Origin of the sequence: Pseudofrankia sp. EUN1h (assembly GCF_001854645.1) — a bacterium.
Taxonomy (GTDB): Bacteria; Actinomycetota; Actinomycetes; order Frankiales; family Frankiaceae; genus Pseudofrankia; species Pseudofrankia saprophytica.
Map to the genome: position 1 here is coordinate 159,102 of NZ_MBLN01000066.1, position 20,356 is coordinate 179,457.

Here is a 20,356-nt window from a genome sequence, read left to right on the forward strand (position 1 = left end):
GTCCCGGGAGACCAAGGCCGCGGACGCCCTGGGAGACCGAGGCGGCGGACGCCCCGGGATGAGAGGGGAGCGGGTATGAGTGGGGTGGCGGGCGGGGCGGTCGAGGCGTCGGTGAGGGCGCCGGTGGCGGTCGCGCTGGATGCGCCGGACGCGGCGACCGCGCTGCGGTGGGCGCGCGCCGTCGCGCCGCACGTGGCGCTCCTCAAGGTCGGGCTGGAGCTGTTCTACCGGGAGGGGCCGGCCGTCGTCGGGRCACTGCGCGCCGAGGGGCTGCTGGCCGGCGCCGCGGGGCCGGGCGACGAGGGGCCGGACGACGCGGCGGAGGGGCCGGGGCTCTTCCTCGACCTGAAGCTGCATGACATCCCGGCGACGGTCGCGGGCGGGCTGCGCTCGGTCGCGGCCCTGCGGCCCCGGTTCGTCACCGTGCACGCCGCCGGCGGGGCGGCGATGGTCCGGGCGGCCGTCGAGGCGGCGGGGGAGGCCGCGTCGGCGGCCGGGGTGGAGCCGCTCACGGTCGTCGGGGTGACCGTGCTGACGTCACTCAGCGAAACCGATCTCGCCGACATCGGGCTCGCCGGACCCGCCCTGGATGCGGCCCGTCGGCTCGCGGTACTCGCCGTCGAGGCGGGTGCGGGCGCGCTGGTCTGCAGCCCGTGGGAGGCCGATCGGCTCCGCCAAGAGGTCGGAAATAATGTGACTCTCATCACTCCGGGGGTCCGTCCCAGGGGTGGGGACCGGGCCGATCAGGCGCGGGTCGCGACCCCGGAAGAGGCTCTCGCGGCGGGCGCCGACTACGTGGTGATGGGGCGTCCGGTGACCGGCGCGGCCGATCCCGGAGCCGTGGCGGCGGAGCTCGCGGCGACCCTTCGTCGGCCCTCGCGGGGCGCTGACCTGCGGTAACGCGATTCCGGGCCGATCGGGTCGGTCACATGCCGCATAGGCATGGTGACGATGCCCGCGGCCGGTCGGCGGGCCGGGTGGTACTTGTGCGCCAGTGGTCTCGCCGTCTCGTCACCGGTCGTTTCGGGTCGGTAAACCTTCTTTGAGCGGAAGCGACCCCGCTAGACCGGCGCGACAGTACTCGCTAGGTTGCGCGTCGCGATCACCCCATTTGAGGAGGCGTAACCGTGCCCCTGCCGCCCCTGACGCCCGAGCAGCGGGCAGCCGCCCTGGAGAAGGCTGCGCTGGCGCGAAAGCAGCGTGCCGATCTCAAGGAGCGACTCAAGAAGGCGGAGACGACCTTGGCCGCGGTGCTGGAACAGGCCGAGGAAGACGAGGTCGTCGGCAAGATGAAGGTTTCGGCGGTGCTGGAATCGCTTCCGGGTGTGGGCCGTGTTCGGGCCCAGCGGATCCGGGAACGACTCGGCATCAGCCCGACCCGCCGGCTGCGTGGCCTTGGTGCCAAGCAGCGGGCCGCGCTCCTAGAGGAGTTCGGCGCGGCGTCCTGACCGGCGGCGCCGGCGCGTCCCCCCACATGGCGCCTTTGGCGCGATGTGGGGACCCCAGGGACTCGCTGGCGGCGTTCGGCGGACACCGTCGGTGGGTCGTGCGCCCCGGCCGGGTCCACGGCCGGGGAGCCGGTGACCACGCCGGGACGGCGGGGCGGTATGCCTTCGCCATGCCTGGTGAGGACAGGCTGAGACCGGCCGGAGACGGGCATCCCGAAAGACCGGGAGGCACGTCTGCGGCCGGTCTCGGCGTCCCCGGCCCCGTGTTCACGGCGACCCGCCCGGATCAGGACCCGTCCCGGGCACCCTAAGGTGGGCGGATGGGTCTCACGGTGCTCTCCGGGCCGTCCGGAGTCGGGAAGGGGACGGTCGTCGCCGCCGTCCGCCGGCTTTTCCCGGACGTCTGGGTGTCGGTCAGCGCGACCACCCGGGCGCCGCGGCCAGGTGAGACCGACGGCGTCGAGTACCACTTCGTCGACGACGACCAGTTCGACCGGATGGTCAAGGACGGCGAGTTCGTCGAGCACGCCACCTTCGCGGACAACCGCTACGGCACCCCACGCGGGCCGCTGGAACGGCGGCTCGCCGAGGGGCTGCCCGCCCTGCTGGAGATCGAGCTGCAGGGCGCCCGCCAGGTCCGCGAGGCGATGCGGTCCGCCAGGTTCGTGTTCCTCACCCCGCCGAGCTGGGACGAGCTCGTTCGCCGGCTCACCGGCCGGGGCACCGAGCGGCCCGAGGTGATCGAGCGCCGGTTGGCGCGTGCCCGGGTCGAGCTCGCCGCCGAGCCGGAGTTCGACGCGGTCGTCGTGAACGACGACGTCGAGGCCGCGGCGGCCCGGTTGGTATCGTTGATGACTACTGAGTGATCTCCGGGCACCACCCCGGGCTCCTCGGCCATACGACTGCTCGGCGACACGACTACTCGGCCACACGGCGTGACCCCCTGGTCGCCCTCCGGAAGGCAGAATTCCGGGCGTCCCGAGAAGTCGCGCGGCCGAGGATCCGGATTTCCGGACCCCGACGACGGGCCCGCTCGGCCGCCGTCCTCGAACCACCAGACCACCAACCTGCGTGCGCACCTAGCCACCGGAAGGACCACCTTGTCCGGTACACCTGCCCAGCCCGAGGGCATCACGAACCCGCCGATCGACGAGCTGCTCGAGGCGACCGACTCGAAGTACAGCCTCGTGATCTACGCGGCCAAGCGTGCCCGCCAGATCAACGCCTACTACTCGCAGCTGGRCGAGGCGCTGCTGGAGCACGTCGGCCCGCTGGTCGAGACCAGTGCCCAGGAGAAGCCGCTGTCGATCGCGCTGCGCGAGATCAACGCCGGCCTGCTCACCCACGAGACGACTCCCGAGCCGCTTCCGCCTGCCTCCTGACCGTGAGCGCGCACCCGGAGGCGCCGGAAAGCCCGCGCCCGGCGCCCGGCGGGCGCCCGCGGGTCGTCCTCGGTGTCTCCGGCGGGATCGCCGCCTACAAGGCGCTGGAGGTGCTGCGCCGGCTCACCGAGTCCGGCCACGACGTCCGGGTGGTGCCCACGCCGTCCGCTCTGCGGTTCGTCGGTGAGGTGACCTGGGCGGCCCTGTCGGGCAACCCGGTGCGCACCGACGTGTGGGCCGACCCGGACGAGGTCGCGCACGTGCGGATCGGCCGGGAGGCGGACCTCGTGCTCGTCGCCCCGGCCACCGCCGACCTGATGAGCCGGGCCGTCGCCGGCCGCGCCGACGACCTGCTGACCGCGACCCTGCTCACGGCGCGCTGCCCGGTGGTCTACGCCCCGGCGATGCACACAGAGATGTGGGAGCACCCGGCCACCCGGGCCAACGTCGCCACGTTGCGCGAACGGGGTGCCGTCGTCATCGACCCGGCCGTCGGCCGGCTCACCGGCCCCGACTCCGGCCCCGGGCGGCTGCCCGAGCCCGCCGAGATCGCGGCGCTTGCCCGCGCGGTGCTCGCGCTCGGCCCGGCCGCCGCGCGGCCCGACCTCGCCGGCCGTCACGTCGTCGTCAGCGCCGGCGGCACCCGGGAGCATCTCGACCCGGTGCGCTTCCTCGGCAACTCCTCCAGCGGCCGCCAGGGCTACGCGCTGGCACGCGCCGCCCTGGCCAGGGGCGCGCGCGTGACCGTCGTCGCGGCCAACGTCGCGCTGCCGGACCCGGCCGGCGCGACCGTCGTGCGGGTCACGTCCGCCCTCGACCTGCGGGACGCGGTGCACGCCGCCGCGGCGAGCGCCGACGTCGTCGTGATGGCCGCCGCCGTCGCGGACTTCCGCCCGGCCAAGCCCCAGGACTACAAGATCAAGAAAGAGGGCGGCGTCCCGGCGCCGGTCGAGCTGGAGCCCAATCCGGACGTGCTCGCCGAGCTGGTCGCCACCCGCGAGACACGCCCGCCGGGCCAGCTGCTGGTCGGATTCGCCGCCGAGACCGGTGGCCCGGACGGGTCCGTGCTCGACCTCGGCCGGGCGAAGCTCGCCCGCAAGCGGGCCGACCTGCTGGTCGTCAACGAGGTCGGCGCCGGGCTCGGTTTCGAGGTCGACCACAACGGGGCCGTCGTCCTGGGCCTCGACGGCTCGGCGACGACCATCGAACGCACCACCAAGGACCTGCTGGCCCACCGCGTCCTCGACCTGGTCGCCGGTCGCCTCACCTAGGTGCCCGGCCGCGCCGAGATGTTGCGGCGGCGTGCCACCCGTTGGTCACGCCGGCAACGCCCGAGTGACAGACGACGAGGCGCTGTGGGTACCCCACTCGCCTCATCGGTAAACTTCGTCAGAATCTGCCGGATCTTTCAGGGGGTACCACCAAGTGGCGACGCGCCTGTTCACGTCCGAGTCCGTCACCGAGGGACACCCGGACAAGATCGCTGACCAGATCAGTGACGCGATCCTGGACGCGATGCTCAAGGACGACCCGCGCAGCCGGGTCGCCGTCGAGACGCTCATCACCACCGGCCAGGTGCACGTAGCCGGCGAGGTGACCACCAAGACCTACGTCGACATCGCCTCGGTCGTCCGGGAGAAGATCCTGGACATCGGCTACGACTCGTCCAAGAAGGGCTTCGACGGCCACTCCTGCGGCGTCAGCGTGTCGATCGGCTCACAGTCGCCCGACATCGCCCAGGGCGTCGACACGGCGCACGAGACCCGTGTCGGCGGCGCCACCGAGGACGAGCTGGACAAGCAGGGCGCCGGCGACCAGGGCCTGATGTTCGGCTTCGCCGTCGACGAGACCCCAGAGCTGATGCCGCTGCCGATCGCGCTCGCGCACCGGCTGGCGCGCCGCCTGTCCGCGGTCCGCAAGGACGGCCAGGTCGGTTACCTGCGCCCGGACGGCAAGACCCAGGTCACCATCGAGTACGTCGACGGCAAGCCGGTCCGGCTCGACACCGTCGTCGTCTCGACGCAGCACGCGGCCGACATCGACCTCGACACGCTGCTCGCGCCCGACATCAAGGAGTACGTCGTCGACCCCGAGCTGGCGACGCTCGGCATCTCGACCGAGGGCGTCCGGCTGCTGGTGAACCCGACCGGCCGCTTCGAGATCGGCGGCCCGATGGGCGACGCCGGCCTGACCGGTCGCAAGATCATCGTTGACACCTACGGCGGCTACGCCCGCCACGGCGGCGGCGCGTTCTCCGGCAAGGACCCGTCCAAGGTCGACCGGTCCGCCGCCTACGCCATGCGCTGGGTCGCGAAGAACGTCGTCGCCGCGGGGCTGGCGACCAAGTGCGAGGTCCAGGTCGCCTACGCGATCGGCAAGGCGCACCCGGTCGGCCTGTTCGTCGAGACCTTCGGCACCGCCACGGTCCCCGAGGAGCAGATCTCCGACGCCATCAACCAGGTCTTCGACCTGCGCCCGGCCGCGATCATCCGCGACCTCGACCTGCTCCGCCCGATCTACGCCCCGACCGCCGCCTATGGCCACTTCGGCCGGCCGGAGCTGGACTTCACCTGGGAGTCCACCAGCCGCGCGGAGGCCCTGGCCCGGGCCGTCAAGGGCTAGGCATCCCGTAGCCCGTGGCCGGGCTCCGTTCGGCCACGGGAACACCTCTGGCTCGCCAGGTGTCTGCCCGGTCCCGGTTCTCGGGGCCGGGCAGACGTGTCTGATGGCGTATCCGCCCTGGTCACGGCGCGCTGGACGGCTCAGGAGCGCCGTGCGCCCGCCGCCGGACCTGTCGGAGCCTGCTGGTACGAATGCGGTCATGGACCTGCTCCCCGGGCTCGGCGCGCAGGAGGCCGCGCGTCCGGAGGAGCCGGCGAGCGCGGCGGCCCGGCCGGCGGTGGCGAAGCGGCGGCCGGCCAACCGGGACGCCGCCACGGCGGCCGAGCTGCCGGTCGCGCGGGTCGCCGCGATGGTGCCGTTCGCGCACCTGGACCGGCCGTTCGACTATCTGGTGCCCGCGTCGATGGCCGCGGACGCGGTGCCCGGGGCACGGGTGCGGGTCCGGTTCGCCGGGCGGCTCGTCGACGGCTTCGTCCTGGAGCGGGTGGACCAGTCCGAGCACGCCGGCCGGCTGGCCCCGCTGGCGAAGGCGATCTCGCCGGAGCCGGTGCTGTCGCGGCCGGTGGCCCGGCTGGCTCGCGCTGTCGCCGACCGGTACGCGGGCACCCTCGCCGACGTACTGCGCCTCGCGATCCCGCCCCGCCATGCCACGGCGGAGAAGGCGGAGAAGGCGGAGAAGACCGAGCAGGAGGCACGTCCGGGAGACCCGGCCCCGCCCGCGGATCCGGGCGAGTGGCGGCGCTACCCGGCCGGCCCGAGCCTGCTCGCGGCGCTCGCGGCGGGGCGCTCGCCGCGGGCGGTGTGGTGGGCGCCGCCGGGCCCGGGCTGGCCCGCCATGGTCGCGGCGGCGGTGCGGGCGACGCTGTCCGGCGGCCGGGGCGCGCTGGTGGTCGTCCCCGACCACCGGGACGTCGACCGGGTCGCCGACGCGCTCAGCGCCGACCTGGGGCCCGCCGCCGAGCTGGTGGTGAGCCTGCGGGCCGACCTGGGGCCGGCCGAGCGGTACCGCCGCTTCCTGGCCGCGCGCCGGGGCCGCGCCCGGGTGGTCGTCGGTACCCGCGCGGCCGTGTTCGCGCCCGTCGAGAGCCTGGGCCTCGTGGTCGTCTGGGACGACGGCGACGACCTGCACGCGGAGCCGCGCGCGCCCTACCCGCACACCCGCGACGTCGCGGTGCTGCGCTCCCGGCTCGAGGAGTCCGCGCTGCTCGTCGGCGGTCACGCCCCCTCCACCGACGCCGAGGCGCTGACCAGGTCCGGCTGGGCGCACCCGCTGGTGCTGCCCCGCCGCGAGGCCAGGCAGCTCGCGCCGCTGGTCTGGCCGACCGGGTCGGACTGGGAGGCCGCCCGCGACGAGGCCGCCCGGTCCGCGCGGCTGCCGTCGCTGGCGGTCCGGGCGGCCCGGGAGGCGCTGGCGGCCGATCGCCCCGTGCTCGTGCAGGTGCCCCGGCGCGGCTACCAGCCGTCGCTGGCCTGCGCCTCCTGCCGCCGCCCGGCCAGGTGCCCGCACTGCCACGGGCCGCTCGGCCGGCCCGGCGGTGGGCGCGCGCCCGCCTGCCGGTGGTGCGGCCGGCCAGCGGCCGACTGGGCCTGTCCCGGCTGCGCGGACCCGGGACTGCGGGTGTCCGTCACCGGGGACCGGCGGACCGCCGAGGAGCTCGGCCGGGCCTTCCCGGGCGTCACGCTGCGCACCTCCGGGCGCGACGAGGTGCTCGCCACCGTCCCCGCCGGCCCCGCGCTGGTGGTCGCGACCCCCGGCGCCGAGCCCGTGGCCGACGGCGGCTACGGGGCGGTGCTCCTGCTCGACGGCTGGGCGCTGCTCGGCCGCCCCGACCTGCGCACCGGCGAGGAGACCTTGCGCCGCTGGGCGAACGCGGCGGCGCTGGCCGTGGCGGGCCCGGCCGGCGGCCGGGTCGTGGTGGTCGCGGACGAGGGCCTCGGCCCCGTGCAGGCGCTGGTGCGCTGGGACCCGGCCGGCTTCGTGGCCCGCGAGGCCGACGACCGGGCGGAGCTCGGCTTCCCCCCGGCGACCAGGATCGCCGCCGTCGAGGGCACCACGCCGATCCTGCGCGCCTTCCTGGAGGCCGCCACTCTCCCGGCGGCCGCCGACGTCCTGGGCCCGGTGCCGCTGCCCGCGCCGGCACGGCGGTCGGCATCCGCCGCGCCGCCGGCCGCCGCCGCTCCCGCCGGCCCTGGCGCGGGCGGCGTATCAGCGGTGCCCGGCGCGGATGGAGCGGACGGCCCGCGGGAACGACTGCTGGTGCGGGTGCCGCGCAAGCAGGGCGGTGAGCTGGCCGAGGCCCTGCGCGCGGCCCGCGGGGTGCTGGACGCCCGCCGGGCCGCCGCTGGCCTGCGCGTCCAGCTCGACCCGATCTCCCTCGGCTGACGGCCGGTGGTGGCGGCCGCGGCCTGGCGATCATGCCGTGCGCGGGACGGGAACCGCCACGCCCGGGCCCGTAGCATGGAGCCATCCCCGCGCTGAAGGAGCTGGACCTGTGGCTGTTCGTGAGATCCGTCTGTTCGGGGACCCGGTGCTGCGGACGAAGGCGGCCGAGGTGACGACCTTCGACAAGGAGCTGCGCCGGCTGATCGATGACCTGGCCGACACGATGTGGGAGGCCAGCGGCGCCGGGCTCGCCGCGCCCCAGCTGGGCGTGTCGCTGCGGGTCTTCACGTACTTCAACGACGACGACGAGATCGACCACCTCGTCAACCCGGTGCTCGGCCCGTTCTCCGAGCAGCTGCAGGACGGGGAGGAAGGCTGCCTGTCGCTGCCCGGGCTGGCGTTCGAGCTGCCCCGGCCGGAACGGGTGCTGGCCGTCGGCCAGAACATGTACGGCGACCCGGTGACGGTGGAGGGCGGCGGCATCGTGTCCCGCTGCCTGCAGCACGAGACCGACCATCTTGACGGCGTCCTGTTCATCGACCGCCTCGATCGCGAGACCAAGAAGGCGGCGATGAAGGCGATCCGCGAGGCCGAGTGGGCGAACGAGCCGTCGCCGGTCGTCAGGGCATCCCCGCACCCGCTGTTCGGCCGCGCGACCTGAGACGCCGGCCGGGCGACCCGGCCGGCGGGCGCGGTGGGCGCGGCGGCTGGTGGGCGGCGGACGCCGCTAGGTTAGTTTTCGATTTTCACGTCAACGTGGACGGCCAGGTACCGGCGCGAGCCGACGGGCCTGGCGGATCGGTGCGGCCCCTATGCGTCTCGTCTTCGCCGGCACACCGGCGGTGGCCATCCCCAGCCTGCGCCGGCTGGTCGACAGTCCACGCCACCAGGTCGTCGCCGTCGTGACGAGGCCGGACCGGCCGGCCGGCCGGGGCCGCAAGGTCGCCCGGTCGCCGGTCGCCGAGCTCGCCCACGAGGCAGGCATCCCCGTGCTCGCCCCGGAGCGGCCGCGTGACCCGGAGTTCCTCGAGCGGCTCGCCGCGATCGCCCCGGACTGTGCCCCGGTCGTCGCCTACGGCGCGCTGCTGCCCAAGGCGGCCCTCGACATCCCCCGGCACGGCTGGGTGAACCTGCACTTCTCCCTGCTGCCGGCCTACCGGGGCGCCGCGCCCGTGCAGCGCGCCGTCCTCGCCGGCGAGGACGTCACCGGCGCGAGCGTCTTCCAGATCGAGGAGGGCCTCGACTCCGGCCCGGTCTTCGGCACGCTCACCGAGCGGGTCCGCCCCCGGGACACCTCCGGTGACCTGCTCGACCGGCTCGCCGTCGCCGGGGCGGCGCTGCTGGCCGCGGCGATGGACGGCATCGAGGACGGGGCGCTCCAGGCGCGCCCGCAGCCGGCCGACGGTGTGTCGGTCGCCCCGAAGCTCACCGTCGACGAGGTCCGCGTCGACTGGAAGCTGCCGGACTACGCCGTCGACCGGCTCGTCCGCGCCGCCACCCCCGCTCCCGGCGCCTGGACCACCTTCCGCGACCATCGGGTCAAGCTCGGCCCGGTCCGCCCGGCCACCACCGCCGGCAGCGGCGGCGGCCAGGACCTCGGGCTCGGGCGGGCGCTCGCGCCCGGCGAGATCGCCGTCGTCGGGAAGGACACGGTCGCCGCCGGCACCGGGACGGGCCCGGTCGTGCTCGGCGAGGTCCGCCCCGAGGGCAAGAACGCGATGCCCGCCGCGGCCTGGGCGCGCGGTGTCCGCCTCGACGACGGCGAGGCCCTCCAGTGAGCACCCCACCCCGCCGCGGTGGCGGGCATGGCGGTGACCGGCCCGGCTCCTCCGGACGTCCTGGCGGCAGCCAGGGGCCCCGGGTGGACGACGCGAGGATGGTCGCCTGGGAGGTGCTGCGGGCGGTCGACGAGCGCGGTGCCTACGCGAACCTGCTGCTGCCCTCGCTGCTCACCCAGCGCCGGCTGTCGGGCCGCGACCGCGGGTTCGCCACCGAGCTGACCTACGGATCGCTGCGCGCCCAGGGCCTGCTCGACGGCCTGCTGGACACGGTGACGAGCCGGCCGGTCGCGACCGTCGACGCGGGCGTACGCGACGCGCTGCGCCTGGGCACCTACCAGCTGCTGCGCACCCGCGTGCCGGCCCGCGCCGCCGTCGGTACCACCGTCGACCTGGTGCGGGCGACCAGCGGCGAGCGGCCGGTCCGGTTCGCCAACGCCGTGCTGCGCCGGGTCGCCGACCGGGTGGCCGAGAGCGGCGGGGATGTCGCCGCGCTGCTGTCCGCGCCGCCGTTCGAGCGCGACCCGTTCGGCCACCTCGCGGTCGTCACGGCCCACCCGCGCTGGATCGTCGAGACCTTCGCCGACGCGCTCGGCGGCGACCTCGACGAGACCAGGGCCGCGCTCGTCGCCGACGACGCCCGCCCGTCGGTGCACCTGGTCGCCGAGCCCGACCGGATGAGCCGCGAGGAGCTGCTCGCCGAGGCCGCGGCGGCCGGGCTTTCCGCCGAGCCCGGCCGGTACTCGCCGTTCGCCGTCGTCCTCGGCGGCGGCGACCCGGGGGCGCTGCCGTCGCTGCAGGCCGGCCGGGCCGGCGTCCAGGACGAGGGCAGCCAGCTGACGGCGCTCGCCCTGGCCCGCACTCCGACGCTGGGCGACGACTGCGGCGTCACGGTCGACCTGTGCGCGGGGCCTGGCGGCAAGGCGGTGCTGCTCGCCGCGCTGCTGACCTCCGGCGGGGCTGGCGAGAGCCTCGGCCTGCCGGAGCCGGTGCTGCTGGCCTGCGAGCCGCGGGCCGGCCGGGCCGGGCTGGTCGCCGGATCGCTCGACGGGCGGCCGGGGGCGTTCGTGGTCCGCGCGGACGGCCGGTTCCCGCCGCTGCCGACGGGCCGGGTCGACCGGGTGCTGATCGACGCGCCGTGCACCGGCCTCGGCGCGCTGCGCCGCCGGCCGGAGGCCCGCTGGCGCAAGCTCGCAGCCGACGCCTCGGGGCTGTCCCGGCTGCAACGCCAGCTGCTGGTCAGTGGGCTCGACCTCGTCCGCCCGGGTGGCGTCGTCGCGTACGCCACCTGCTCGCCGCATCCGGCCGAGACGACCGAGGTCGTGCATGCCGTCGTCGAGCAGCGCGCCGACGTCACCCTGCTCGACGCGCGCGGCGCCCTGCCGGGTGTGCCGGACCTCGGCGACGGCCCGTTCGTCCAGCTCTGGCCCCACCGCCACGGCACCGACGCGATGTTCCTGGCGCTCCTGCGCCGGGGGTTCCCCGACCCGTCCGTCCCCAGTCGGGCGTCATAACCTCGCGAGGTGGCTACCGCGCAGATTTATCCCAGCCTGCTCGCCGCCGACTTCGCGCGGATCGCGGACGCGGCGCGGTCGGTCGAGGGACGGGCCGACTGGCTGCACGTCGACGTCATGGACTACCACTTCGTCCCGAACCTGGCCTTCTCCGGTGACACCGTGACCGCGTTGCGCCAGGTGACCGACACGCCGCTCGACTGCCACCTGATGATCGAGAACCCGGATCGCTGGGCGCCGGGGTTCGCCGAGCGGGGGGCCGCGAACGTCACGATCCACGCCGAGGCGGTCGACAACCTCCCGCGCACGACGGAGGCGATCCGCGCCGCCGGGGCCCGCACCGGGCTCGCCGTGAAGCCGGCGACGCCCGTCGAGCACTATGCCGACGACCTTCACCGGTTCGACCTGCTGCTGCTGATGACGATCGAGCCCGGCTTCGGTGGCCAGAGGTTCATGGACAGCGTGCTGCCGAAGATCGAGGCGGCCCGTGGGCTGCTCGACGCGCGGGGCCTTGACCTGTGGCTGCAGATCGACGGCGGGGTGAGCGAGGAGACCATCGAGCGGGCCGCTGCCGCGGGCGTGGACGTCTTCGTCGCGGGCACCGCGGTCTACGGCGCCGCTGACCCGGGCGCGGCCGTCGAGGCCCTGCGCGCGCAGGCGCTGCGCGCCGGTCCCCGCCTCACGCCGCCGCCTCCGCGCGCGGCGGCTGTCTGACGGGAGGCCGACGTGACCGTTGAGGACGTCGACGGGCGGTGGCTCGCGTACGCGGTGGAGCTCGGGCGGCGCTGCCCGCCGTCGGCGACGGCGTTCTCGGTCGGCGCGGTGATCGTCGGCGCCGACGGCGCGACCGCGCTCGCCGAGGGCTGGTCGCGGGCCACCGACCCGCGTGACCACGCCGAGGAGGCCGCCCTGCGAGCCTTCTCGCCCGGTGACCCGCGCCTGGCGGGTGCGACCATCTACAGCTCGCTGGAGCCGTGCAGCGCCCGCGCGTCGCGTCCGCGGACCTGCACCGAGCTGATCCTCGCGGCGGGGATCGGCCGGGTCGTCTTCGCCTGGCGGGAGCCGGCCCTGTTCGTCGACTGCCAGGGAGCCGAGCTGCTCGCCGCCGCCGGCGTCACCGTCGTCGAGCGCTCCGAACTCGCCGCCGGCGTCCGCGCCGCCAACGCCCACCTGCGCCAGCCGTAGGGACGAGCGGTCGTCAGGGGAGTGACGATGGGTCGTCAGGGCGGGCGGTAGCGCGCCTGGACCAGTGACGTTGCGCACGGTGCCCGGTGGCCGATTGCCAAAATGCCCCGCCGACGGACATCTGGGGCGTCCCGACCCACGCCGTCCGCCCGGGTTGTGTGCCAGACTCGTCGGTAGGCAACTACCAGGATCCCCCAATGGCAGACCCCATGGGGGTACATCAGCAGCACGCGCGCTCCGGGGTCGGTGAAACTCCGAGCCGGCGGTGACAGTCCGCGACCCGTCCCACAACCAGTGGGCGGTGGACCCGGTGGAATTCCGGGACCGACGGTGAAAGTCCGGATGGGAGGCAGCGCGCGGGCCGTGCCTGGGCACGGTTGGGCCCGCCCGCGGGCGCACCGCCGTGCCTCTGGCGTCGGCGTGTCCGGCCGCGCGGCCGGTCTCGTCGGCCATCGACCCGCGTGACCGTCGTCCGTTCCCCCGGCCAGGGCGCCGGACGGGAAGGACGCAGGTCGGATGTTCACCGGCATCGTCGAGGAGCTCGGCATCGTCGCCGCGGTCACGGAGCACGCGGCCGCCGCGGAGCTGACCATCGGCTGTTCGGCAGTACTCGAGGACGTGCGCCACGGCGCGTCGATCGCCGTCAACGGCGTCTGCCTCACCGTCACCTCCTTCACGCCGGCCGGCGAGGTGGACCCACGCACGGGTACCCCGGTGTTCACCGCGGACGTGATGCTCGAGACGCTGCGCCGCTCGGCGCTCGGCGGGCTCACCACCGGCGACCGGGTCAACCTGGAACGGCCGGTGCGCCTCGCCGACCGGCTTGGAGGGCACCTCGTCCAGGGCCACGTCGACGGTGTCGGCACGATCGTCGACCGGGCTCCTGACGAGCACTGGGAGGTCGTCCGGATCGCCCTGCCCGCCGGGCTCGACCGCTTTCTCGTCGAGAAGGGTTCGGTCGCCGTCGACGGCGTGAGCCTGACCGTCGTCGAGGTGACGCCCGCCTCCGGTGGAAGCCCGCGCGCCGACGAGCCGGCGACGTTCACGGTGAGCCTGATCCCGACGACGCTCACCGAGACGACGCTGGGCTCTCGCCAGGTCGGCGCGGCGGTGAACCTGGAGGTCGATGTCGTGGCGAAGTACGTGGAGAAGCTCGCCGCTCCCGCCCTCGGCCGCTCCTCGGCCGTCCCCGGCGCGGACCTAGGGCAGCTCCCCGATGTTGTCGGCCGGCTGGAGCCGGCACCGGCGTTCCCGGTGCCACCCACCGGACCGGTCGTCCTCGAGGGAAAGGGAGCCGGCCGATGAGCGCGGTGCAGGCAGGCACGACCCTGGGCGCGGCGGCGGCGCCGGCGAGTCCGTTGGCGCCGGCCGGTGACGAGCTGGCCTCGGCGTTCGGCACGGTCCAGGAGGCACTGGCCGAGATCGCCGCCGGGCGCTCGGTCGTCGTGGTCGACGACGCGGACCGCGAGAACGAGGGCGACCTGATCTTCGCGGCCGAGAAGGCGACGCCGGAGCTGGTCGCGTTCATGGTCCGGCACACCTCCGGCGTGATCTGCGCCCCGCTGGCGGCGCCCGACACCGACCGGCTCGGCCTCGACCAGATGGTGCCGCTCAACACCGAGCGGATGGGCACCGCGTTCACCGTCACGGTGGACGCCCGCGAAGGGGTCAGCACCGGCATCTCCGCCGCGGACCGGGCGCGCACCCTGCGCCTGCTCGCCGACCCGGTGACCACGAGCGCCGACCTGTCCCGGCCGGGCCACATCTTCCCGCTGCGGGCCCGCGACGGCGGCGTGCTGCGCCGGCCGGGCCACACCGAGGCGGCGGTCGACCTCGCGCGGCTGGCCGGGCTGCGCCCCGCCGGCGCGATCTGCGAGATCGTCAACGACGACGGCACGATGGCCCGCCTGCCCGAGCTTGTCGCCTTCGCGCGCGAACATGGGCTGGTGCTGATCTCGATCGCGGATCTGGTCGCCTACCGGCGGCGGACCGAGAAGCAGGTGGTGCGGGTCGCCGAGGCCCAGCTGCCGACGAAGTACGGGGCGTTCCGCGCGGTCGGCTACCGGGGCACGCTCGACGGCGTCGAGCACGTCGCGCTCATCCGCGGCGACATCGGCGACGGCGAGAACCTGCTGGTGCGCGTCCACAGCGAGTGCCTCACCGGCGACGTCTTCGGCTCGCTGCGCTGCGACTGCGGCACCCAGCTCGACGCCGCGCTCGGCATGGTCGCCGCCGAGGGCCGCGGCGTCGTGCTCTACATGCGGGGCCACGAGGGCCGCGGGATCGGTCTGATGCACAAGCTCGCCGCGTACCAGCTCCAGGACGCCGGGCACGACACCGTCGACGCGAACCTGGCGCTGGGGCTGCCCGCCGACGCCCGCGACTACGGCATCGGCGCGCAGATCCTCGTCGACCTCGGCGCGCGCGGCCTGCGGCTGCTGACGAACAACCCGGCGAAGCGGGCCGGCCTGGAGGGCTACGGCCTGGCGATCGTCGAGCGGGTCGCGCTGCCAGTCGCGCACACTCCGGAGAACCTGCGCTACCTGACCACCAAGCGGGACCGGATGGGCCACGACATCCCGGGCCTGCCCGAGCTGCCCGAAGTCGTCGCGGGCGCGGTGGCGGACGCGGTCGCCACCGCGGCGCCCGCGGTGCCGTCGGAGATGGTCGCGCAGGTGGTGGCCGACGCGATCGCCACGGCCGCGGATGCCCTCGACACGGCCGCCCGCGAGGGCGACGGCGCGACCACCGCGGGCACGACTACCGGTGCGAACGGTTCCGGTACGAACGGTAGCGTCAACGGACGAGGACACGGCCGGCGCGCCGGTCACCGCAGGGTGGCCGAGGCCTGCCAGGGAGGGGACCGTCGGTGAGCGGCATCGGAGCGCCCGAGGAGGTGCTGCCGGTGGCGTCCGAGGTGCGGCTCGGGATCGTCGCCACCCGGTGGCACAGCGAGATCACCGACGCCCTGCTCGACGGCGCGCTGCGTGCCTGCGTGGATGTGAAGCTCGCCGTCGAGCCGACCGTGGTCCGGATCGCGGGCGCGGTGGAGCTCCCCGTCGTCGCCGACCGGCTGGCGGCCCACCATGACGCCGTCGTGGCACTCGGCGTGGTCATCCGCGGTGGCACCCCGCACTTCGACTATGTCTGCAAGTTCGTCACCGAGGGACTGCTGCGGGTGACGCTGGACAACGGGGTGCCGGTCGGCTTCGGCGTGCTCACCTGCGACACGATCGAGCAGGCGCGCGACCGGGCCGGGCTGGACGGGTCGGCCGAGGACAAGGGCCGTGAGGCCGCGCTCGCCGCGCTGGAGGCGGCCGTCGTGCTCACCGAGCTGCAGCCACTCGCCTGATCCGGGCTGATGGCGAGGCCCGAATGCCTCGCCGGAACAACGGCACCACCCCCCTCGCCGTCTGACCTCAAGCCCGGGGAATGTCCCGGGCTGTGAGACGTCCCCTTCCTCCGGGGTTGTCGGACGGAGGTTCGCGAGAGACCGTGTTGTCTCGGAGTATCGGGGTCCTTGCGTTGCGACGTCGGTGTCGGGTCAGCGGCGATAGTTGACCGGTCGTGGATGTCAGCGAGGAGAGGCGGGCGGGGTGACGGTGACGTGCGGGTAGCGCCGATGGCCGGTGGCGGCGACGAGGCGCCAGACCAGGGCGACGAGACAGGCGCGGGCGGGCTGACGTCGACGGAGCCGGCCTCCGGCGGGGGTGGCGACGCGCGCCCGGTCTCGCTGCTCGGTCTGCGGCTCTCGAACAGCTCGGGAGAACGCGCGGTCGTGCGCCGGTCGTCGTCGTCGCGTGCCAAGGCGGCGGCCGCGCGCAAGGACGGCTCCGACCGGCGCCTCGCGGCCGTGCCCGCCGAGCAGGCCGACCCGCCTCGGGAGTCGGCGGCCGCCCCGCGCCGGGAGCCGGCCGAGCGGGACCCCCGCGCCGGTGGCGCGCTCGCCCCGGACCAGGCATCCCCCCAGCCCCCGGCGCCGGCGGCCGTCCCACGTCCGCGTGCCCTGCCCGCGTCGTCGAACGGGCGGGCCCGACGGGCCGAGCTGGCGCCGTCCGGCCCACCTGCCCCGCGAGCCAGGCCGGCCGCCACCGGGCCCGCCCCGCCCCCTGCCCCGCCTGCCCCGCCTGCCTCGCCCGCGCCGGTTCGGCGTGCGAAGCAGGCGCCAGTGGCCTCGCCAGGCGACGGCTGGGTACCCGACATCGACCTGATCCCGCCTCCCGTGGCCCCGCCCCGGGGCCCCTGGTGGGACGCGGCGCCGTCGCCCGTGCCAGCCGAGCCGCCGGAACCGCCCACGCCCACGCCCACGCCCACGGCCGCGGCCGCGGCCGCGGCCGCCAGCCCGATCGCCTCCGGCGCTGACGGCGACCCGGCGACCTCCGGCGAGCCCGCTGGCCCAGTCGGACCCCCAGGCGATGTCGACCCTTCCGGCGCGCTCCCGGCAGCCGTTGGCCGGCTGGACGCGCCCGACCTGCCTGGTGCCCTCGACCCGCCTGGTGCCCTTGACCCGCTCGGCGTCGTTGACCCGCCCGACGCCGTTGACTCCGGCTGGGATGTCCACGACCAGGCCGGTTACGCCGGCTGGCTCGAGCCAGCCGGCGTCGACGCGCCTGCCCTCCGAGACGGTGGCCCGGGCGCCGCCGCCGACGCCCAGGGCGCGGTCGGTGCCGCCGCCGACGAATGGGCCTTCCCCGCCGGGACGACGGGTCCCGCCGAGCCCGGCGTGGGCCCGACGCGGGCCTGGTTCGGCTACGGCCAGGCGCCGCCCCCGCCACCGTTCCCACCGCCGGGCGAGACGGCCGGCCCGGCGAGCCTGCCGGCGCCGGTGGTCTACACCCCGCCGCCCGCGCCCCGGCCGGCCCCCGCGCCGCCGGTGCCGACCGACTACCAGACCATCGAGGACGACGGGTTCGGCGCGCCCGGCTCGTTCGTCGCCGCCAGGCAGGGGGAGCCGCGATCGCTGGCCTCCCTCGCGTCCCCCGAGGTCTTCGCCGCGGCCTGGTGGCGGGGGATGGAGCTGGCCGGGCGCGGGGTTCTCGCGCCGGTGCCGGCCACCCGGCTGGGCGGGCGGCGGGTCCTCGTCGGCGGGTTCGGCGGCGGCAGCGGGCGTACCACCGTGGCAGCGGGGCTGGGGATCGCGCTCGCCGCCCGGCGAGGTGGCCGGGTCGTCGCGGTCGACGCCTGCCCCGACCAGGGCGGCCCGTTGGCCGACCGGGCCGGTGTGCCGGGCCGTGGGGTGGGTCTACGCGAGCTGGCCCTCGCGGACCCGCCGGTCGCGTCGCTGGCCGAGGCACGCCGCTTCCTGGGTACCGTCCGGCCGTTCGGGCTGGAGGTGCTGCCCGGGCTGCGCAACCTGACCGGACCCGGGCTCACCCCGGCGGAGGCCGCCTGGGCCGTCGATCTGCTCGAGCGACTCTTCCCGGCCGTCGTCGTCGATGGCCCGCCCGGCTGGACGCAGCCGGTGCCGGCGGTACTCCTGGCCCGCGCGGACACGGTGGTGCTCACCGCCAAGGCCGGTCCCACGGAGGCCGGCTGTGCCCAGGACGCACTGACCGCGCTAGCGGCCGCCCGTGGCGACCTGCCGGCCGGCACGGTCGCGGTGTTCGTCGAGACGGCCCCGCCGCCCAGCCGCGGCCTGCGCCGGCCGGTGTCGCGGGAGCAGCCAGGGCTGGACGAGCCGGTGCACGCCGTGCTGACCATTCCGTTCGACCCGTCGCTCGCCGGTGGCGCACCGGTGCGGTGGGACCGGCTGCACCCGCGCACCCAGGCCGCGTTCGAGGAGCTCGCGGCCGTCGTCGACGAGGCGCCGCTGGGTCCCGGGGTTCCAGGGCACGAGGTTTCCCGCGCGGAGGCGGTCCGCGAGGTCGGCTGGGCGGGCGGCCACGAGGCTCCCTGGGAGGGGCGCGAACCGGCGGGGCTGTCGCGGCGACCCGCGGTGGCGGGCCGCCGTGGGCCCGGAAACCCGAGCGATGAGCCCACCGTCCCGCGGTCCCGCGCCAACCGRCCGGACCGGGGCGCCCCGCTCCTCGGCCCACGCGGATAGCCGGCGCCCCGGCCAGGCCGGAGGTCCCCATAGGGTTGGCCGGTGGCAGTGGACCTGTTGACCCCGCCGGGGCAGGGCGACGCCGGCCAGGCCGACCCACGGCTGCGGGCAGCCCTCGACTCCGCTGACGTGGGCGCCGTGGCCGCGGCGCTGGCCGTCTCCAGGGTCTTCGTCGGCGTCGAGTCCCGGCTGCTGGAGCTCGCTGCCGAGCAGCCCGGCCGCCGGCTCCCTTCCGAGAAGGCGTCGGAGATGGTGCTCGCGACCCTGCGGATGCCGTCGGGCATGACGGCACTGCCGGTCTTCAGCAGCGTGGCGGCGCTGTCCGCCTGGCGATCGGCGGCGCGCCCGGTGCCGGTGTCGGCGGCGGACGCCTGCGCCGAGGCGGCTCGGCTGGGCCACGGGACCGTCGTCGTCGACGTGGCCGGCCCCGTGACCGTGAGCCTCGACGTCAGCGCGCTGGCCGCGGGCGTCGGTCTCGCGGCCAGCCCTTCGGACGCCGCCGGCGCGGGGCAGGGCGCCGCTGACCCGGCCGGCGCAGACAACGCGCCATCGGGGCTGCGGCCGCCGGCACGGCCCTGGGACGCCGCCCGCGGACGGCGGGTGGCGGCCGAGCTGGACGCGCTCGCCACCGCCRGGCTCGCCAGGGGCGCGCGGCTGTGGCACGCCGAGCTCGTCACCGGCACTGGCGAGGCCAGCGAGGTGATCGCGCTCACGGTGGCCGGGAGCGGCCCCGCGGGCGAGGCACGGCTCGACGAGATCGCGCTCCGGTTGCGGGCCGCCGTCGCCGGTCCTGGGGAGAGAGCCCTCGCCGTCGTGTTCATCGACTCCCAGGACGTCGCCGGGCTGCGCCGCGCACTCGGTCGGGGGATCACCCCGCGCCGGTGGCGGCGGCGATAGGTCCGCCAGTCCGTCGGCGCGCGGCCGGACCGATCGCGGCAGGTCTGCTACGCTGGCTCAGACCGCCTGCCGACGGTCGGCATAGGGACCGGTTCCTGTGCGTCACAGATCGCGACGCCAATCTGGGCGTCGTCAGTCTGAGCGCATGGGCTTAGCGGCCACACATGTCGTTCTGACGCTCCTCACCGGGAGCGGCACTGGGACAGCCTCGTAAGGGGCGTCCCGGCGATCGGCAGGGCCAAGCGGGGGTTCGCCCTCCACCCGAGTCACCGCCCGGCACGTGCCGGGTCCGGCCGATCGTCGATCGGTTCATGTAGGTGGCTGGGTCGCCGGTCGGCCGAGCTGTTCCCTTCGGGCAGTACGTCGGCCGGGAGCCCGGGGTTTCCGGGCTTGGTGCTCCGCTGCGGTGAGGTCGTGCCCGCGCGTCGAGCCATGGAGGAAACCAGATCAGCACAGAGTCACGCATCAACGACCGCATCCGCGTTCCTGAGGTCCGCCTCGTCGGCGCGGAGGGCGAGCAGATCGGCATCGTCTCCATCCAGGAGGCCATGCGGCTGGCGCAGGAGGCCGATCTCGACCTTGTCGAGGTCGCCCCGACCGCCCGGCCGCCCGTCTGCAAGCTGATGGACTATGGGAAGTTCAAGTACGAGTCCGACCAGAAGCGTCGTGAGGCTCGGAAGAACCAGGTCCAGACGGTCATCAAGGAGATGAAGCTCCGACCGAAGATCGACCCGCACGACTACGAGACCAAGAAGGGTCACGTCGTGCGCTTCCTCAAGGCCGGCGACAAGGTGAAGATCACCATCATGTTCCGCGGTCGAGAGCAGTCGCGACCGGAGCTCGGTATCCGGCTCCTGCAGCGGCTCTCGACCGACGTCGCCGAGCTGGGGTACGTCGAGGCTCAGCCCAAGCAGGACGGTCGGAACATGACGATGGTCATGGCTCCGCACAAGGGCGCCCGCACGCTGCGCACCCCAGAGCAGGCGGGCACCGTCTAACACTTCAGGGCCGCCCGACGGCCACGCCGCCCAGCGGCGGTCGTCGGGCGGTGAGCTGCCTGGACGTCGGCCCTGCCCCGGCCGAACGTCGTCTACGGGCGGCGCG

18 protein-coding genes and 1 riboswitch are annotated in these 20,356 nt (G+C 75.5%); all 18 genes read left to right on the plus strand.

The genetic code is table 11. The features are described from left to right. Positions 1-111: 111 nt before the first annotated feature. The 18 genes from pyrF (at position 112) to infC (ending at position 20,250) form a co-directional block, all read left to right on the plus strand. Entirely contained in the window at positions 112-900 is a 789-nt protein-coding gene (gene pyrF / locus BCD49_RS26110) for an orotidine-5'-phosphate decarboxylase (protein ID WP_442960532.1), read from the plus strand. A gap of 227 nt (positions 901-1,127) precedes the next feature. Then, positions 1,128-1,448, plus strand: a complete 321-nt coding sequence (gene mihF, locus BCD49_RS26115) for an integration host factor, actinobacterial type (protein ID WP_007518859.1) — start codon at positions 1,128-1,130, stop codon at positions 1,446-1,448. Between the two features lie 320 nt (positions 1,449-1,768). Next, the gene (gmk, locus tag BCD49_RS26120) at positions 1,769-2,314 is read left to right on the plus strand and encodes a guanylate kinase (RefSeq protein WP_007518860.1); all 546 of its coding nucleotides are present in this window, start codon (positions 1,769-1,771) and stop codon (positions 2,312-2,314) included. Positions 2,315-2,548: 234 nt separating this feature from the next. Beyond that, positions 2,549-2,830, plus strand: a complete 282-nt coding sequence (gene rpoZ / locus BCD49_RS26125) for a DNA-directed RNA polymerase subunit omega (protein WP_071042009.1) — start codon at positions 2,549-2,551, stop codon at positions 2,828-2,830. 2 nt (positions 2,831-2,832) lie between these two features. Then, the gene (gene coaBC, locus BCD49_RS26130) at positions 2,833-4,101 is read left to right on the plus strand and encodes a bifunctional phosphopantothenoylcysteine decarboxylase/phosphopantothenate--cysteine ligase CoaBC (protein ID WP_007518863.1); all 1,269 of its coding nucleotides are present in this window, start codon (positions 2,833-2,835) and stop codon (positions 4,099-4,101) included. 154 nt (positions 4,102-4,255) lie between these two features. Further along, the gene (gene metK / locus BCD49_RS26135; protein WP_007518865.1) at positions 4,256-5,452 is read left to right on the plus strand and encodes a methionine adenosyltransferase; all 1,197 of its coding nucleotides are present in this window, start codon (positions 4,256-4,258) and stop codon (positions 5,450-5,452) included. Positions 5,453-5,651: 199 nt separating this feature from the next. Then, the gene (locus BCD49_RS26140) at positions 5,652-7,835 is read left to right on the plus strand and encodes a primosomal protein N' (protein WP_083401699.1); all 2,184 of its coding nucleotides are present in this window, start codon (positions 5,652-5,654) and stop codon (positions 7,833-7,835) included. A gap of 109 nt (positions 7,836-7,944) precedes the next feature. Further along, the gene (gene def, locus BCD49_RS26145) at positions 7,945-8,496 is read left to right on the plus strand and encodes a peptide deformylase (RefSeq protein WP_007518868.1); all 552 of its coding nucleotides are present in this window, start codon (positions 7,945-7,947) and stop codon (positions 8,494-8,496) included. A gap of 151 nt (positions 8,497-8,647) precedes the next feature. Beyond that, positions 8,648-9,613, plus strand: coding sequence for a methionyl-tRNA formyltransferase (gene fmt, locus BCD49_RS26150; RefSeq protein ID WP_007518870.1), 966 nt, complete (start codon positions 8,648-8,650; stop codon positions 9,611-9,613). A 98-nt stretch (positions 9,614-9,711) separates the two neighbouring features. Further along, positions 9,712-11,127: an RsmB/NOP family class I SAM-dependent RNA methyltransferase gene (locus BCD49_RS26155; RefSeq protein ID WP_007518872.1), complete on the plus strand. Its 1,416-nt coding sequence runs from the start codon at positions 9,712-9,714 to the stop codon at positions 11,125-11,127. 9 nt (positions 11,128-11,136) lie between these two features. Then, positions 11,137-11,841, plus strand: a complete 705-nt coding sequence (gene rpe / locus BCD49_RS26160; RefSeq protein WP_007518873.1) for a ribulose-phosphate 3-epimerase — start codon at positions 11,137-11,139, stop codon at positions 11,839-11,841. A 12-nt stretch (positions 11,842-11,853) separates the two neighbouring features. After that, a complete protein-coding gene (locus BCD49_RS26165) occupies positions 11,854-12,312 on the plus strand; it encodes a dCMP deaminase (RefSeq protein ID WP_007518875.1) in 459 nt (152 codons plus the stop codon). A 228-nt stretch (positions 12,313-12,540) separates the two neighbouring features. Continuing rightward, positions 12,541-12,670, plus strand: a riboswitch (FMN riboswitch). Positions 12,671-12,828: 158 nt separating this feature from the next. Beyond that, a complete protein-coding gene (locus BCD49_RS26170; RefSeq protein ID WP_007518877.1) occupies positions 12,829-13,617 on the plus strand; it encodes a riboflavin synthase in 789 nt (262 codons plus the stop codon). After that, entirely contained in the window at positions 13,614-15,185 is a 1,572-nt protein-coding gene (locus BCD49_RS26175) for a bifunctional 3,4-dihydroxy-2-butanone-4-phosphate synthase/GTP cyclohydrolase II (protein ID WP_007518879.1), read from the plus strand. Before BCD49_RS26170 ends, BCD49_RS26175 begins: the two co-directional genes overlap by 4 nt. After that, positions 15,182-15,664, plus strand: coding sequence for a 6,7-dimethyl-8-ribityllumazine synthase (gene ribH / locus BCD49_RS26180; RefSeq protein ID WP_007518881.1), 483 nt, complete (start codon positions 15,182-15,184; stop codon positions 15,662-15,664). The genes BCD49_RS26175 and ribH overlap by 4 nt, the downstream gene beginning before the upstream one ends. A gap of 255 nt (positions 15,665-15,919) precedes the next feature. Next, positions 15,920-18,355, plus strand: coding sequence for a hypothetical protein (locus BCD49_RS44285; protein WP_198939463.1), 2,436 nt, complete (start codon positions 15,920-15,922; stop codon positions 18,353-18,355). Between the two features lie 42 nt (positions 18,356-18,397). Beyond that, positions 18,398-19,252: an SseB family protein gene (locus tag BCD49_RS45935; RefSeq protein ID WP_071042011.1), complete on the plus strand. Its 855-nt coding sequence runs from the start codon at positions 18,398-18,400 to the stop codon at positions 19,250-19,252. Between the two features lie 446 nt (positions 19,253-19,698). Beyond that, complete coding sequence (infC, locus tag BCD49_RS26195) at positions 19,699-20,250, plus strand: translation initiation factor IF-3 (protein ID WP_076818234.1); 552 nt, start codon at positions 19,699-19,701, stop codon at positions 20,248-20,250. The last annotated feature ends 106 nt before the right edge of the window (positions 20,251-20,356 follow it).

What these genes read in the sequence shown, in the direction of transcription:
- gmk (WP_007518860.1), top strand. Translation starts at nt 1,769, where the DNA reads ATGGGTCTCACGGTGCTCTCCGGGCCGTCCGGAGTCGGGAAGGGGACG.
- BCD49_RS26140 (WP_083401699.1), top strand. Translation starts at nt 5,652, where the DNA reads ATGGACCTGCTCCCCGGGCTCGGCGCGCAGGAGGCCGCGCGTCCGGAG.
- fmt (WP_007518870.1), top strand. Translation starts at nt 8,648, where the DNA reads ATGCGTCTCGTCTTCGCCGGCACACCGGCGGTGGCCATCCCCAGCCTG.
- BCD49_RS26155 (WP_007518872.1), top strand. Translation starts at nt 9,712, where the DNA reads ATGGTCGCCTGGGAGGTGCTGCGGGCGGTCGACGAGCGCGGTGCCTAC.
- BCD49_RS26170 (WP_007518877.1), top strand. Translation starts at nt 12,829, where the DNA reads ATGTTCACCGGCATCGTCGAGGAGCTCGGCATCGTCGCCGCGGTCACG.
- BCD49_RS26175 (WP_007518879.1), top strand. Translation starts at nt 13,614, where the DNA reads ATGAGCGCGGTGCAGGCAGGCACGACCCTGGGCGCGGCGGCGGCGCCG.